We start from the raw sequence: 15,588 nt of genomic DNA on the forward strand, positions 1-15,588 counted from the left end.
GGAAAGTCCTCATGTTCAAGCGTACCCTGCTCGGTAGTCTCGTCCTGGCCCTGGGCCTCACCACCCTCGGCCCGGTCCAGGCGGCGGGCGAGCAATATTTCCCCCTGCAGAGCTATCGCGTCGGCCCCTATGCGGCGGGGGGCACCGGCTTCTTCGGCGGCTTCATCGACTATATGAAATACGTCAACGCCAACGGCGGCGTGAACGGCGTCAAGCTGGTGTGGAGCGAGTGCGAAACCGAATACATCGTCGAGAAAGGCGTGGAGTGCTACGAGCGCCTGAAGAAGGGGCGTGACGGCGCGCCTGCAGCTGCCACCAATCCGCTGTCGGTAGGGATCGCCTATGCCACCCTGGAAAGGTCCACCGCCGACCGGCTGCCGCTGATCACCATCAATCATGGCCGTACCGACTCCACCGACGGCAGCGTCTTCCCCTATGTCTTCCCGCTGCAGCTCAATCCCTATTCCGAGGTCTCGGCCATCCTCAACTGGATCGCCCAGCAGGGCGGTGGCGAGGCCAGCCTCAAGGGCAAGAAGATCGTCACCCTCTACCATGGCTCGCCCTACGGCAAGGAGACCAACGAGGTCCTGCAGAAGCTGGCGGATCGCTATGGCTTCGAGCTGACCCTGCTGGAAGTGCCCCACCCGGGCAACGAGCAGCAGTCCCAGTGGCTCAACATCCGCCGGATCAAGCCCGACTGGGTGATCCTGCGCGGCTGGGGCGTGATGAATCCGGTGGCGATCAAGACCGCGCAGAAGGTCGGCTATCCGGTCGACCACATCATCGGCAACATCTGGAGTAACTCCGAGGAAGACGTGCGTCCGGCCGGCGCGGCGGCCAAGGGCTTCCTGGCCATCACCACCCATCCCTCGGGCACCGACTTCCCCGTGCTGCAGGGCATCGAGCGCGACGTGGTGGCCAAGGGGCAGAGCGACCTGGCCGATCCCAAGAGATTCGGCACCGTCTACTACAACCTCGGGGTGGTCAACGGCATCCTCAACGTCGAGGCGCTGCGCCTGGCCCAGGCCAAGTACGGTGACAAGCCCCTCACCGGTGAGCAGGTACGCTGGGGCTTCGAGCACCTGAACCTGGATGACGCCCGCCTGCAGGCCCTGGGCGCCAAGGGCCTGGTGCAGCCGCTCAAGCTCTCCTGCGCCGACCATGAAGGCGGCGGCGCCATTCGCATCCAGCAGTGGGATGGCGAGCAGTGGAAACTGGTGAGCGACTGGGTGCAGGCCGACCGCGCCTTCCTGCGGCCGATCATCGAGGCGTCGGCACAGCAGTACGCCAAGGAAAAGGGCATCACGCCACGCGATTGCAGCAAGGAGAGCTGAGCATGACGGCTACCCCCTTGCTGGCGGTCGACGCCATCGAAGTCCGCTACGACGGCGCCATCCTGGCCGTCAGCGGGGTCAGTCTGGAGGTCCGGCAGGGGCAGGTGGTGGCCCTGCTGGGCGCCAATGGCGCGGGCAAGAGCACCACGCTCAAGGCCATCTCCGGCCTGCTCGGCGCCGGTCGTGGCGAGCTGGTTCGGGGCGCCATCCGCTACGGGGGCCAGGACCTGGCCGACCAGACGCCCGATGCCCGGGTACGGGCGGGGTTGGTCCAGGTACTGGAGGGTCGCCACTGCTTCGGGCGGCTGAGCGTGGAGGAAAACCTGCTCAGCGGGGGCTTCGCCCGGCGCCTGGGGCGGGGCGCGCAGCGTACCGAACTGGAGCGCATCTATGGCTGGTTTCCCCGGCTGGCGGCCAAGCGCAAGCAGCTGGCCGGCCTGACCTCCGGCGGCGAGCAGCAGATGATCGCCCTCGGTCGTGCGCTCATGGCCCGGCCCCGGTTGTTGCTGCTGGACGAACCGTCCATGGGCCTGGCGCCGCTGGTGGTGGAGGAGATCTTCGCAAGCGTCGCCCGGTTGAATCGCGAAGAGGGCTTGAGCGTGCTCATGGCCGAGCAGAACAGTGCCATCGCCCTGGACTATGCCCACCAGGCCTACGTACTGGAAAGCGGACGCCTCGTGCAGGCGGGAGTACCCGGCGAAAGCCTGACGCGGGAGGCGGTGCAGGCGGCCTATCTGGGGGTGGGCTGAGGGTCACGTCCTAGTTCTCGGGCGCGCGCGAACAGGGCACTGGAGCCCTGGCATGACGACTGGACGATAATCGCCCGGAACCTGCTTCCCGCCGGGCTGCGAGCGCTCAAGTCCGCTCCGCTCGGACCGAAACCCTGAGGGTTAATCAATACCTTCCATGGGTGGGGCTCGATGAATTTGAACAATTACAATATCGGTACTCGGGCAGGGCTGAGCTTCGCGGTGATCGCCGTGCTGGTGCTGCTACTCGGTCTTTTCGGCCTTTACAATGCGCACTCGCTGCGCAGCGCACTGGTGCATACGGAAAACGTCTCCCTGGCGGGCAGTCGTTCGCTGGCCCAGATCCGCGACAATCAGCTGGGTATCCGGGTCATCACCCTGCGCATGATGCTCAATCGCGAGCCCGCGGTGCTCACGCCCACCGTGGCTCGGCTGGAGGTGCTGATCGGCCTGCTGGACAAGGCCATGCAGGATTACCGCCAGGTGGTGACCGCCCAGGGCCGTAGCAGCTTCGAGCAACTGGACGCCACCATCGGCACCTATCGGACCTTGCTTGCTCAATATCGGAACCTGTCCGACCAGGGCAACGTGGAGGCCATGCGGACGCTGCTCAACGGTGGTATCCAGGATGCCTCCAACAAGACCGGCGACCTTTTCAATGCCCTGCTCAAGACCAACGTCGAGGAGAGCAACCTCTATACGGCGGAGGCTACCGCTCGCTACCAGACCATCTGGTTCGGCTCGCTGGTGGTGTTGGGCCTGGCCCTGCTGCTGACGATCGCGCTGGCCTGGGGGCTGACCCGCAGCATCGTGAAGCCGCTACGCTCCGCCATCGCGGCGGCACGGGCCATGGCCGATGGTGATCTGCGCCAGAGCCTGCAGGTGCAAGGCCGCGACGAACCTTCGCAGTTGCTCGAAGCCTTGTCCGGAATGCAGGCAAGCCTGCGCCAGGCCCTGGGCCTGATCAACAGCACCTCGGATCAGCTCGGCGGTGCCTGCGGCGAGGTGAGCCGCATCACCCAGCGCAACCTGGGGGAAGTCGCCCAGCAGCATGACGAGATCCAGCAGGCCGCTACCGCGGTGAACGAGATGACGGCTGCCGTGGAAGAGGTGGCCAGCAACGCGGTTTCAACCTCGCAGGCGTCCGACGATTCCCAGCGGATCGCTCAGCGGGGCAGCCAGCAGGTACAGCACACCCTGACCACCATCCGGGTGCTGGGGCAAGGCATGGACCAGGCGTCGACCGACATCGAGCAACTGGCGGAAGAGTCGCAGAAGATCGGTACGGTGCTGGACGTGATCCGCGCCATCGCCGAACAGACCAACCTGCTGGCGCTCAACGCGGCCATCGAAGCGGCTCGTGCGGGCGATGCCGGGCGCGGCTTCGCCGTGGTCGCCGACGAGGTTCGCGCCCTGGCCGGACGTACCCAAAGTTCCACCGCCGAGATCGAGCAGATGGTCTCGCGTATACAGAACGGTACTCGGCAGGCGGTGGGCGCCATGCAAAGTGGTACTCGCCAAGTGGGCGAGAGCCTCGTCAGCGCCGAGGCCAGCGGCCAGGCGCTGGAGGAGATCAACCAGGCGATCGTCGCCATCCACGAGCGCAACCTGGTGATCGCCAGCGCGGCCGAGGAGCAGGCGCAGGTCGCCCGGGAAATCGACCGCAACCTGGTGAACATCCGCGACCTGTCGGTCCGCAACTCCGAGGCCTCGTCCCTGGTGGGCAGTGCCATCGACGAGCTGAGCGGAACCTCGGGTGAGTTGCAGCGGATGCTGCATCGCTTTCAGTTCTGAAAACCTGTTCACGATCTCGCGAGCTAGAGCCAAACAAGCCTAGGCGACCCCGCGAAAACACCTGAGGAAGCGGATCGGACTCGCGCACGAGTTTACGGGTGGTAAATGAGCATTGCGACGGGGCCGCCCAGGCGGGGCTGGCGCTCCAGGGGGCTCTTCAACGCTGTTTGGCCGACGCACGGCAGATCGTGAACAGGCTCCGAGGCGTGACGGGCGTCTAGCCTAGGACGCCGTTCCTGTTGCTACCCTGGGCTGAATTTTCAAAGCGGCAACCAGGTTTTCACCATGAACAAGACCTCCTACAACGCCATCGCCGATACCTTCCGCCAGGCCAGGATCAGCCTCCGAGAGGACGAGGGGCGTTATCTGGACGTGTTGCTGGAGAACCTGGCGCCCAATGCCACGCTGCTCGATCTGGGCTGTGGCACGGGGACGCCGGTCGCGGCGGCCATCGTCGCCCGGGGGCATCGCGTTCTCGGGGTCGATCAGGCGGCCGCCATGCTGGCTCATGCTCGCCGGGAATTCCCCAAGCAACGCTGGATCGAGGCACGCCTGGAAACCTATGCCTGCGCCGAGCCCTACCAGGGCGCGCTGCTCTGGGATTCGCTATTCCATCTCGAACGTCACTGGCATGCCGTCGTCCTGGGCCGGGTGATCGCCGGACTGCCGCGGGGCGGGCGGTTGATGCTGACCTCGGGCGGTTCGGCGAACGAGGCCTTCGTCGACCGGATGTTCGACCAGCCGTTCTTCTACGACTCCCATCCCCCTGAGGCGCTGCGTGCCCTCCTGCTGGAGCAGGGCACGCGCGTCCTCGTCGAGGAATTCATGGACCTGCCCGACGGCAGCAGCAACAGGGGACGTTGCGCCTTCGTCGTCGAAAAGGTCTGATCAGTCCACGAGCGCTACTCCTTCCAGCCTGGCTGGTAGAGCGTGCCGTGGGCCTGGTCCAGGGCGGCACGGACCTTGGGCGAATGCTGGTAGACATCGATCAGCTTGGCCAGCCGTGGATCGTCCTTGTTGTCTGGCCGCGCGACGAACTGGATGACGTACTCGGGATGGTCGAGACCGTCGAAGAGCAGGGCCTGGTTGGGGTCGATGGTCTTGGCCAGGCGCAAATAGTGCGGATAGCCCTGGGCCACGTCGACGTCGTCCAGCGAGCGCGCCAACTGCACGGCCTCCAGCTCGACGATCTGGATGTCGCGCGGATTGCTGGTGATGTCGGCCAGGGTGGCGTGGTAGCCAACGCCGGGCTTGAGCGTGATGAAGCCGGCCTTTTCCAGCAGCAACAGGCCACGGCCGCCGTTGATGGCGTCGTTGGCGATGGCCACCCGCGCGCCCTTGGGTACCTCGGCGAGGGTCTTGTACTTCTTCGAATAGAGCCCGACGTTGTTGATGATCCCTGGTGCCACGGCCACCAGGTCGTAGCCGGCGGTGCGCTTGGCGTTCTCCAGGAAGGGAATGTGCTGGTAGTAGTTGGCGTCGATGTCGCGGTTGGCGAGGCTGGTGTTGGGCGCGATCCAGTCGCTGAATTCGACGATCTCCACGTCCACGCCGGCGGCCTTGGCCTCCTGCACGGCCACTTCCAGCGGCGGGGCGAAGGCGGCGGTGGTGCCGATCTTGAGCGGATCGGCCAGCGCCACGGTGCTGAGGAGGCCGAGGGCGAAGAGCAGGGGGCTTAGGCGGGTCATAGGGCGTCCTTGAGGGGTCAGTCCTGGCGGAAACGGGTGCCGAAGTGGTGGGTGTCGAGGTGGTCGCCGCGGCCGAACAGCTTGTGTCTGAAGCTGCCCTCGGCGTAGGCGGTCTTGTAGCGACCCCGGCTCTGCAGCTCCGGGATCACCAGGTCGATGAAGTCGGCGTAGCACTCGGGGGTGACGGTGCGGGCCAGGTTGAAGCCGTCCAGTCCGGTCTCGTCGATCCAGCCGAGCAGGGCATCGGCTACCTGCTGGGGATCGCCGACGATGGCGGTGTAGCGTCCGCCCAGGGCGTGCTGCTCCAGCAACTTGCGGCGGGTCCAGCCGGCGTCCTTGGCGACCAGGCGCTTGAGCGCCGATTCGATGGCCTCGGTCTTTTGCGGGCGGATGGGGTCGTCGAGGCCGTAGGCGGCCAGATCGATGCCCACCGAGGCGGCGTGGTGGGCCACGCCGGCCGCGGCGCTGGCATAGCTCAGGTACTCGGCGTGCTTGTCGCGCGCCTCGGCGGCGGTGGGGGCGACGATCACCGTGAGGCCCATGAACAACTTCACGTCATCCGCGCGCCGGCCGGCGGCCACTGCCGCGCCTCGGACGCGCTCGACCTGGGCGCGGGTGGCGGCCTGGTCCTGCCCGGAGATGAACACGCATTCGGCATGACGCCCGGCGAAGGCCAGGCCGCGATCCGAGGAGCCGGCCTGGAACAGCACCGGGGTGCGCTGCCGCGAGGGCTCGCAGAGGTGGTAGCCCTCGACATCGAAGAATTCGCCATGGTGCTCGATCTTGCGCACGCGCTCGGGACGGGCATAGATCCGCTGGGCGCGGTCACGGACCACGGCATCGTCGGCCCAGCTGCCTTCGAGCAGCTTGTAGAGCACTTCCAGGTATTCATCGGCCTGATCGTAGCGGCGGTCATGGGCGATCTGCCGGTCCAGGCCCATGGCCCGGGCGGCGCTGTCCAGGTAGCCGGTGACGATGTTCCAGCCGACCCGGCCTTCGCTCAGGTGATCCAGGGTGGAGAGGCGGCGGGCGAAGGGGTAGGGCGGCTCGTAGGTGAGGTTGGCGGTAAGGCCAAAACCCAGGTGGCGGGTGCTGGCGGCCATGGCCGAGACCAGCAGGAAAGGATCGTTGACCGGCAATTGGATGGATTCGCGCAGGGTCAGGTCGACGTTGCCGCCATAGACGTCGTAGACACCGAGGATGTCGGCGATGAACAGGCCATCGAACAGGCCGCGCTCCAGCAGCTGGGCCAATTCGGTCCAGTAGTCGAGGGTGCGGTAGGCGGTAGAGGTATCGCGCGGATGAGTCCAGAGGCCGTGGTTGATGTGGCCCACGGTGTTCATGTTGAAGGCGTTGAGCAGCACTTGCTTGGCAGGGGCGCTCATGGGGCGGGCGCCCCCGTGGGGAGAAGAGTCCGGAGCACGGCCATGGGATCCTCGGGTTCAAGGCGAAAGGAGAGATCCGGTGGTCCGGTGGTTATACGTTAGCTTCAAGATATACAGGGCTTTAAATAGCTTTTCGGAATAACTTTAAGGCGTTCGAAGGTGCATTGCCTGCCTCTAAATAAATTCCAAATCGATATTAAGAGGCCCTCTGCATATTCCTTATCGTGGCCGAATGTCAGTTGGCTGCCATTCGAGGAATCCATGCTCGCCATCCCTGTTCCACGCTGCTCGCGTCTGGGGCTCGCGCTACTCGCCCTGAGCCTGCTGGGCCTGGCCTGCGCCGCCCAGGCCGATACCGCCCTGCGCATCGGTTACCAGAAGTCTTCCACCCTGCTGGTGCTGCTCAAGGAGCAGGGCACCCTGGAACGGGATCTGGCAGCCAAGGGCATCACCGTGAGCTGGCATGAGTTCTCCAGCGGCCTGCCGCTGCTGGAATCCCTCAACGTGGGCAACGTGGATCTCTCCGCCGATGTGGCCGATACCGTGCCGGTGTTCGCCCAGGCGGCGGGCGCCAAGCTCACCTATTTCGCCCGGGAGACACCCTCGCCCCAGGCCCAGGCCATCCTGGTCCCGGCGGACTCGCCGCTGAAGTCCCTGAGCGATCTCAAGGGCAAACGAATCGCCGTGACCAAGGCCGCCGGTAGCCACTACCTGCTGATCGCCGCCTTGCAGAAGGCCGGTCTGACCTTCGCCGACATCCAGCCGGCTTACCTCACGCCCGCCGACGGTCGAGCCGCCCTGGAGAACGGCAAGGTGGACGCCTGGGTGACCTGGGAGCCCTTCGTCGCCAGCGCCCAGCGCCAGCAGCACGTCCGTATCCTCGCCTCCGGCGAAGGCCTGGCCAGCTACCAGCGCTATTACCTGGCCGCCACTCCCTATGCCCAGGCCCATCCCGAGGTGCTGGGCCTGGTGTTCGCCGAGTTGCAGCGCACGGGGCAGTGGGTGAAGCAACACCCCGCCGAGGCGGCGCGCATCCTGGGTCCGCAGTGGGGGCGCCTGGACGAGGCCACCGTGGAACTGGCCAACAGCCGCCGCACCTACGATGTGCAGCCGGTCAGTCGCACGGCTCTCGGCGAACAACAGCGTATCGCCGATGCCTTCCACTCGGCCAAGTTGCTGCCTCATGCGGTGGACGCCAGCGCCGTGGACATCTGGACCCCCACGCCCACCGTGACCCAACGCTAGCCGACCAGGAGCTCGATATGTACAAGACCACGCTACGCTGGGCCGCGGGCCTCGCCCTGTTGGGGAGCACGCTGCTGGCGCAGGCCGCCGCGCCCCAGGAAATCCGCCTGGACTACGCCTACTACGCCCCTACCAGCCTGGTGCTCAAGGAGCAGGGGCTACTGGAGCAGCGCCTGGCCGACCGCGGCATCGCCGTGCGCTGGGTGTTCAGCCAGGGCAGCAACCGCTCGCTGGAGTACCTCAACAGCGGCAGTACGGATTTCGCCTCCACCGCGGGACTTGCCGCGCTGCTCAGCCGCGCCAATGGTGCCCCGATCGAAACCCTGTATCTCGCCGGTCGCCCGGAGTGGACCGCCCTGGTGGTGCCCAAGGATTCGCCGCTCAAGTCGCTGGCCGATCTCAAGGGCAAGAAGATCGCCGCGACCAAGGGCACCGATCCCTATCTGTTCCTGCTGCGCAGCCTGCGCGAGGCGGGCCTGACGAAGGGCGACGTGGAAATCGTCCATCTCCAGCACCCGGACGGTCGCGCCGCCCTGGAGCGTGGCCAGGTGGATGCCTGGGCCGGTCTCGATCCGCACATGGCCGCCAGCGAATTGCAGGCGGGCTCGCGACTGCTCTATCGCAATCTCGACTTCAACAGCTATGGCGTACTGAGCACCACCGAGGCCTTCGCCAAAGCCCAGCCGGAGCTGGTCAAGGGGGTGTTGGGCGCCTACGAAGACGCCCGCCACTGGACCCTGGCCCATCCCCAGGAGACCGCCGAGTTGCTGGCCAAGGCGTCCGGCCTGCCACTGGAGGTCGCCCAGCGCCAGCTCGCCCGCACCGATTTCAGCCAGCCCCTGCCGGGACCGCAGTTCGTCGCCGCGCTAAAGGGCGCCGCGCCGCTGCTGGGTGAAGAGGGATTGGTACGCCCCGGGGTGGACGCGGTGGCGGCAGTCGATGCCCTGGTCCAGCCCGCGTTGGCCCAGGCGGTGATCAAGAACGAGCAACCGCTGGCTCAGGTGGCTACACCGTGAGCGATGAATTGGCCCAGGTCGCTCCGCTCAGCCAGGCCCCCAGGCTGGTACGGGCTGGCGGTGGCCGTTGGCGCGGCGCCGTGCTGCCCCTGGGGCTGGTGGCCGTGTTGGAGACGGTGGTCCGCCTCGGCTGGCTGCCGGCCTACCAGATGCCGCCGCCCAGCGAGGTGCTGCGCACTCTGTGGGTGCTGGGGGAAGGGGAGTTATGGCGGCACCTGGCAGCCAGCCTGGTGCGGGTCGCCGGCGGCTTTGCCCTAGGCGCGGGCCTGGCCCTGTTGATCGGCGCCTGGGTAGGACTGTCGCGCCGCGCGGAGGCCTATCTCGATCCGCTGTTCCAGGCGCTAAGAGCCATTCCCAGCCTGGCCTGGGTACCCTTGCTGCTGCTCTGGCTGGGCATCGACGAAACACCCAAGATCGTGCTGATCGCCCTGGGCGCCTTCTTTCCGCTGTACTTGGCGCTGGTCAGCGGTATCCGCGACGTGGATCGCCGCCTGGTGGAGGTGGGCCGACTCTATCGCCTGTCACGCCCGGCGTTGATCCGCCGCATCCTGTTGCCCGCTGCCTTGCCCAGTCTGTTCACCGGGCTGCGCGGGGCGCTGAGCATGAGTTGGATGTTCCTGGTGGCGGCCGAATTGATCGCCGCTACCGCCGGCCTCGGCTATCTGCTCAGCGACGGTCGGGAGACCTCGCGACCGGACGTGGTCATCGCCGCCATCCTGGTGCTGGCGGTGCTCGGCAAGCTCAGCGACGAACTGCTGCTGCGGCTGGAACGCCGGGCGCTGGCCTGGCGCGATACCTACCAGGGGGGCCAGTGATGAGCGAACCCCTGCTGCGCCTCGAGCGCATCGGCAAGGCCTTCGCCGGGCGCCGGGTACTGGAAGGCGTCGACCTGGCCCTGGCCGCCGGCGAGGTGGTCAGCCTTCTGGGGGCCAGTGGCTGCGGCAAGAGTACCCTGCTGCGCATCGCGGCCGGGCTGGACGACGACTTCGGTGGCCACAGGATCCTGGCCTCGGCAAGCCACGGCGTCGGCGTGGTGTTCCAGGAGCCGCGACTGATGCCCTGGCTGGACGTTGCCGCCAACGTTGGCTTCGCCGACGGCGCGCGGGCCGATCGGGCCTGGATCGAGCAACTGCTGCGCGATGTCGGGCTGGAGGGGCAGGGCGCGCTGCTGCCCAAGCAGCTCTCCGGCGGCATGGCCCAGCGCGTCGCCATCGCCCGCGGGCTCTATGGTCGCCCACGGTTGCTGTTGCTCGACGAGCCCTTCAGTGCAGTGGATGCCTTCACCCGCTGGCAGTTGCAGGATCTGGTGCTGCGCCTGGTGGCGCGGTACCACATCGGCATGTTGCTGGTGACCCACGATCTGGACGAGGCCTTCTACCTGGGCGACCGCATCCTGGTCCTGGGCGGCGCGCCCTCCCGCGTGCAGCGCCGCTTCGCCGCGGCGGCGCCCCATCCGCGTGAAAGGCGCAGCCCCGCCTTGCTGGCCCAGGCCGCCGAGGCCTATGAGGAGTTGCAGCGGCTCAGGGTGTCGCTCTGAGCGCACCGCAACGGGTATGGCCTGCGCCTTCCACAGGGCTGTCACCGGTCTGCCGATCTGGCGCAGTTCGACGCCCGCCTGGTGGCAGCCAGAGAGCCCTTGTCTTGGCGATCGACCTGGTATAATGTTATTTCAAAGTACCATGTGATGGAGCTGATTTATCTCTTTGCCAAGTCGCTTTAGCGAAGAGGCAGGTATCGTCCTGCCAATCACCGTGCCTGGTATTGTCTTTTGATATAATAAAAAACATATGGAGTTTGCTCATGATCGAAGTCATCAACCCCGCCACCGGGGCCGCCATCGCGACCTACTACACCCACACGCCGGCCCAGGTCGAAGCGCGTCTGGCCCAGGCCGCTGCTGCGCAGCGGTGCTGGGCTGAGCGTCCTCTGGCGGAGCGCTGCGCGGCCCTGGTGCGCCTGGCCGCCGTCCTGCGCGCCGGGCGCGACACCTATGCGCGGCTCATCGTCAGCGAGATGGGCAAGCCGCTTGTGGAAGCCGAAGCGGAGATCGAAAAATCCGCGCTGACCTGCGAGTTCTACGCCGAGCAGGCGTCCGGCTTTCTTGCCGACACCCCGATGGCCAGCGCCGCTGCCGACAGCCGGGTGGTCTACGATCCGCTCGGTGTGGTGCTTGCGGTGATGCCCTGGAACTATCCGTTCTGGCAATTCGTCCGCTTTGCCGCACCGGCTATTGCCGCCGGTAATGGTGCCATCCTTAAGCACGCCAGCAATGTGCCGGGCTGCGCCCTGGCGCTGGAACAGGCGTTTGCCGAGGCTGACCTGCCCACCGGCCTGGTGGCGACCCTGCTGATCGAGGCCAGGGAGGTCGCCGGGGTGCTGGCCGATTCGCGCATCGCCGCCGTCACCCTGACCGGCTCCACCGCGGTCGGCCAGCAGGTGGCCAGCCAGGCCGGCACGCTGATGAAGAAGCAGGTACTGGAACTGGGTGGCTCGGACCCCTTCATCGTGCTGGCCGATGCCGACGTGGCCCTGGCCGCGCAGACCGCAGTCAAAGCGCGTTTCGGCAACGCTGGTCAGAGCTGCATTTCCGCCAAGCGCTTCATCGTCGTCGAGGCGGTGGCCGATGCCTTCACCGAGGCCTTCGTGACCGCTGCCGCTACCTTGCGGCTGGGCGATCCGCTGGAGCGGACCACTCAGATCGGTCCGCTGGCCCGTGCCAGTCTGCGCGAGGATCTGCAGCGCCAGGTGACCCTCAGTCTGGCCGAAGGCGCGCGTCTAGTTCTGGGTGGTACGCCGCTGCCGGGACCTGGCTTCTTCTACCCACCCACCATCCTCGACCGGGTGACGCCCGAGATGACTGTGGCCCGTGAGGAAACCTTCGGGCCGGTGGCCGCGATCATCCGCGTCGCGAACGAGGAGGAGGCGATCCGCGTCGCCAACGCCAGCGAATTCGGGCTCGGCGCTGCCCTCTGGACGCGTGATCTGGCGAAAGCCCAGCATCTCGCCCGACGCATTGAGGCCGGTGCAGTGTTCATCAATGCCCTGGTGGCTTCGGATCCGCGGGTGCCCTTCGGCGGCATCAAGCAGTCCGGCTATGGCCGTGAGCTGGGCGAATGGGGCATTCGCGAATTCACCAACGTCAAGACCGTCTGGCAAGGCTGACCTCAAGGAGTTTTCCATGATCAAGACCAATTCCGATGCCTGGCTGCTCAAACCCGAGGCTATCACCAAGCACGACCGCGGCGGTGGCGCCGCTACCACGCCGCTGGTGACCGCAGGCCTGGGGGCACGCACCTTCATCAACGGCTACACCGAATTCCAGGGTGGGGCGCAGATTCCCTTCCATTTCCACAATTGCGAAGAGAGCGTGATGCTGGTGGAGGGCCAGGCGATCTTCGACATCGACGGCCAGGAATTCACCATCGCCCCCCAGGACGTCACCTATATCCCCGCCGGGGTGCCCCATCGCTTTCGCAATGCCTCGGCGACCGAGCCCATGAAGATCCTCTGGATCTACGGCTCGGCCGACGCCACCCGTACCCTGGTGGAGACGGGCGAAATGCGCCCGATCGCCGCCGAACATCGCAGCTAGCCAAGGAGTCTCTCATGCCGGAAATCATCGTCCATGCAGTTAAGGGCCGTAGTGCGGAACAGAAGAAGCTACTGATGAAACGCATCACCGAAGCCGTCGTAGACAGTTTCGGTGTACCCGCCGACAGGGTTGTGGTGCAGATCGTCGAGGCCGAGCCGGAAGACAAGGCGCGCGGCGGTGTGCCTTACAGCGAACGCTGAAACAGGCACGTCGCAAGAGTTCGCCAGGCGCGAACGCTGCGTTGGCCAAAGGTCAATTTTCGCTGGGCAGCGGGTTGCCTAAGGTGGCGCAAGCGGGTCTGACGGTCGCCATGGCGCGGACGTCGGACCTTTCCAGTCGGTGCCAGGAGAGTCCTATGTACGCCTATGTCGGCAGCCGAACCACCCGTGCCCGTCAGGCCCGCGGGGAGGGGATCAGCGTTTACCGCGTTACTCCCGCAGGCGCGCTGGAACTCGTCCAGGTGGTCGGTGACCTGATCAATCCATCCTACCTGACCCTGAATCGGGCGGGGGACCGTCTCTATACGGTGCATGGCGACGAGCAGGCGGTCAGCGCCTTCGCCGTCGACCGCTCGAGCGGCTGCCTGACCCTGCTCAACCAGCAGGCCAGCGGCGGTTGCAATCCGGTTCATCTGGCGCTGGCGCCGGACGATCGCCACCTGGTGGTGAGCAATCATCTCGGTCGCAGTCTCGCCGTCCTGCCCGTAGCGGAAGATGGCCGGCTGGCGCCGCTGGTCCAGCTGCTGGAGCTGCAGGGCGAGCCCGGGCCGCACCGCCAGGAACAGCCCCATGCCAAGCCGCACTGCAATCCCTTCGACCCAAGTGGCCGCTTCGTGCTGGTGCCGGACAAGGGGCTGGACCGGATCTTCAGCTTCGCCTTTCGCGACGGACGCCTGGTGCCGGTGGCCGAGGTGGCGACCCGCGAAGGGGCGGGGCCGCGGCATCTGGTATGCCATCCGCGCCTGCTGCGCGCCTATGTGGTCAACGAACTCGATTCGACCCTTACCAGCTATGCCTTCGATGCTAGCTCCGGTGTCCTCGAACCCCTGACCATCCATTCGACGCTGCCGGCCGACTTCACTGGCAACAGCCGGGCGGCGGCCATCGAACTGGATCGGAGCGGCCGCCTGCTCTACACCTCCAATCGCGGCCACGACAGTCTGATGGTCTTCACGCTGGATTCCCAGAGCGGGCTGCCGACGCCGATCGGCAGCCTGTCGAGCGGGGGCCGCACGCCACGCGCCTTCGCCCTCGCACCCGATGGCCGCCAGCTGTTCGCCCTCAACGAAGACAGCGACAGCATCGTCTCCTTCCTGGTCGACGAGACCCGCGGAATCCTCGAACCCACGGGCACGGCGGTGCGCTGCGGCAGCCCAGTGTGCCTGGTCTTCAGCCGCTGAAGATCGTCGCCACATCCTACAACAACAAGATCGGCCGCCTCGTCGCGGCCCTGTGAGGCCATCATGAACACTACCCCCGTCACCCGGGAGCAGGCCATCATCCGCAAGGTGGCCTGGCGCATCATCCCCTTCGTCTTCCTGCTCTACATCGTTTCCTATCTGGATCGGGCCAACATCGGCTATGCGGCGTTGCAGATGAACGCCGAGCTGGCTCTGTCGAGCGAGGTCTTCGGCTTCGTTTCGGGCATCTTCTTTATCGGCTACTTCCTGTTCGAGGTGCCGAGCAATGTCATGCTCGAGCGCTTTGGCGCACGGGTGTGGATCGCGCGCATCCTGGTCACCTGGGGTGTGATCGCCGCGGCCACGGCCTTTGCCCAGACCGCCATGCACCTCTATGTCCTGCGCTTTCTGCTGGGGGTGGCCGAAGCGGGTTTCTTTCCCGGGATCATCGTCTACCTGACCTACTGGTTCCGTTCCCGCGAACTGGCCACCACGGTGGCCCTTTTCACCGCGGCGATTCCGGTGTCCTACATCATCGGCGCGCCGCTCTCGACCTGGATCATGGACAACGTCCACTGGCTGGGCTGGAGTGGCTGGCGCTGGATGCTGTTCCTCGAAGGCATCCCGGCGGTGTTCCTGGGTGTCATGTGCTACCTCTACCTCACCGATCGGCCCGAACAGGCGCGCTGGCTGGCAGATGAAGAAAAGGTCTGGCTGCTCGCCGAGCTGGAGCGTGATCGCCAGGCGCGCAAGAACGTCAAGCATTTCGGCGCGCTCAAGGCCATGAGCAATCCCAAGGTGCTCTACCTGGCCTTCATCTACTTCGTCTACCAGTGCGGCAGCCTGGGTGTAGGCTACTGGATGCCGCAGATCATCAAGGGCTTCTCGTCCACGCTGAGTCACACCCAGATCGGCCTGATCGCCACCATCCCCTATATCGTCGCCACCCTGGTGATGATCGCCTGGTCGCGGCGTTCGGATCGTCTCAGCGAACGGCGGCTGCATTCGGCCTTGCCGCTGGCGGTCGCGGCGGCGGCGCTGGTGGGGGCCGGACTGGTGCGCGAGCCTTACCTGGCGATCGGCCTGATCAGCCTGGCGCTGGCCGGTCTGTACAGCTTCAAGTCGCCGTTCTGGGCGTTGCCAACGCTGTTTCTCAGCCGCTCCACGGCCGCAGTATCCATCGCCGTGATCAATTCCATTGGCAACCTGGGCGGCTTTGTCGGCCCCTTCATGATCGGCATGGTGAAGGGCAATACCCAGAGCGCCTCGGCGGGTCTGCTGTTTCTCAGTGCGCTGCTGGCGATCGCCTTCATCATGACCCTGCTGATCCGCCTCGACCGTGGTGACGACGACACCCGCGCCGCCGCGGCTACCACCTGACCTCCA

General features: G+C 66.1%; 15 protein-coding genes. 13 read left to right on the plus strand and 2 right to left on the minus strand.

The features are described 5' to 3' along the window. Positions 1-11: 11 nt before the first annotated feature. The 4 genes from RND78_RS14060 (at position 12) to RND78_RS14075 (ending at position 4,765) form a co-directional block, all read left to right on the plus strand. Positions 12-1,334, plus strand: coding sequence for an ABC transporter substrate-binding protein (locus RND78_RS14060; RefSeq protein ID WP_312729567.1), 1,323 nt, complete (start codon positions 12-14; stop codon positions 1,332-1,334). Between the two features lie 2 nt (positions 1,335-1,336). Continuing rightward, positions 1,337-2,083, plus strand: a complete 747-nt coding sequence (locus RND78_RS14065) for an ABC transporter ATP-binding protein (RefSeq protein ID WP_312729568.1) — start codon at positions 1,337-1,339, stop codon at positions 2,081-2,083. 171 nt (positions 2,084-2,254) lie between these two features. Next, complete coding sequence (locus RND78_RS14070) at positions 2,255-3,877, plus strand: HAMP domain-containing methyl-accepting chemotaxis protein (protein ID WP_312729569.1); 1,623 nt, start codon at positions 2,255-2,257, stop codon at positions 3,875-3,877. A gap of 285 nt (positions 3,878-4,162) precedes the next feature. Further along, a complete protein-coding gene (locus RND78_RS14075) occupies positions 4,163-4,765 on the plus strand; it encodes a class I SAM-dependent methyltransferase (RefSeq protein WP_312729570.1) in 603 nt (200 codons plus the stop codon). Between the two features lie 14 nt (positions 4,766-4,779). On the opposite strand, the gene RND78_RS14080 is transcribed toward RND78_RS14075, so the two are convergent. Further along, the gene (locus tag RND78_RS14080; protein ID WP_312729572.1) at positions 4,780-5,565 is read right to left on the minus strand and encodes a MetQ/NlpA family ABC transporter substrate-binding protein; all 786 of its coding nucleotides are present in this window, start codon (positions 5,563-5,565) and stop codon (positions 4,780-4,782) included. Positions 5,566-5,582: 17 nt separating this feature from the next. Continuing rightward, complete coding sequence (locus RND78_RS14085) at positions 5,583-6,950, minus strand: LLM class flavin-dependent oxidoreductase (RefSeq protein WP_312729573.1); 1,368 nt, start codon at positions 6,948-6,950, stop codon at positions 5,583-5,585. 261 nt (positions 6,951-7,211) lie between these two features. Here RND78_RS14085 and RND78_RS14090 point away from each other — a divergent pair, with 261 nt between their 5' ends. The 9 genes from RND78_RS14090 (at position 7,212) to RND78_RS14130 (ending at position 15,582) form a co-directional block, all read left to right on the plus strand. Then, entirely contained in the window at positions 7,212-8,195 is a 984-nt protein-coding gene (locus tag RND78_RS14090; protein WP_312729575.1) for an aliphatic sulfonate ABC transporter substrate-binding protein, read from the plus strand. 17 nt (positions 8,196-8,212) lie between these two features. After that, positions 8,213-9,211: an aliphatic sulfonate ABC transporter substrate-binding protein gene (locus RND78_RS14095; protein WP_312729576.1), complete on the plus strand. Its 999-nt coding sequence runs from the start codon at positions 8,213-8,215 to the stop codon at positions 9,209-9,211. 8 nt (positions 9,212-9,219) lie between these two features. Then, complete coding sequence (locus tag RND78_RS14100; protein ID WP_409457053.1) at positions 9,220-10,026, plus strand: ABC transporter permease; 807 nt, start codon at positions 9,220-9,222, stop codon at positions 10,024-10,026. After that, positions 10,026-10,748 carry an ABC transporter ATP-binding protein gene (locus RND78_RS14105; protein WP_312729577.1) on the plus strand — a complete coding sequence of 241 codons (723 nt, stop codon included), beginning with the start codon at positions 10,026-10,028 and terminating at the stop codon, positions 10,746-10,748. Before RND78_RS14100 ends, RND78_RS14105 begins: the two co-directional genes overlap by 1 nt. Positions 10,749-11,011: 263 nt before the next feature. Then, positions 11,012-12,373, plus strand: a complete 1,362-nt coding sequence (locus tag RND78_RS14110; RefSeq protein WP_312729579.1) for an NAD-dependent succinate-semialdehyde dehydrogenase — start codon at positions 11,012-11,014, stop codon at positions 12,371-12,373. Between the two features lie 16 nt (positions 12,374-12,389). Next, positions 12,390-12,803, plus strand: coding sequence for a cupin domain-containing protein (locus tag RND78_RS14115; protein WP_312729580.1), 414 nt, complete (start codon positions 12,390-12,392; stop codon positions 12,801-12,803). Between the two features lie 14 nt (positions 12,804-12,817). Beyond that, positions 12,818-13,003: a tautomerase family protein gene (locus RND78_RS14120; RefSeq protein ID WP_059232442.1), complete on the plus strand. Its 186-nt coding sequence runs from the start codon at positions 12,818-12,820 to the stop codon at positions 13,001-13,003. A 155-nt stretch (positions 13,004-13,158) separates the two neighbouring features. Further along, entirely contained in the window at positions 13,159-14,202 is a 1,044-nt protein-coding gene (locus tag RND78_RS14125) for a lactonase family protein (RefSeq protein WP_312729582.1), read from the plus strand. Between the two features lie 63 nt (positions 14,203-14,265). Further along, complete coding sequence (locus tag RND78_RS14130; protein ID WP_312729583.1) at positions 14,266-15,582, plus strand: MFS transporter; 1,317 nt, start codon at positions 14,266-14,268, stop codon at positions 15,580-15,582. Positions 15,583-15,588 lie beyond the last annotated feature (6 nt).

This window comes from Pseudomonas oryzihabitans (assembly GCF_032027545.1).
GTDB classification, from domain to species: Bacteria; Pseudomonadota; Gammaproteobacteria; order Pseudomonadales; family Pseudomonadaceae; genus Chryseomonas; species Chryseomonas oryzihabitans_F.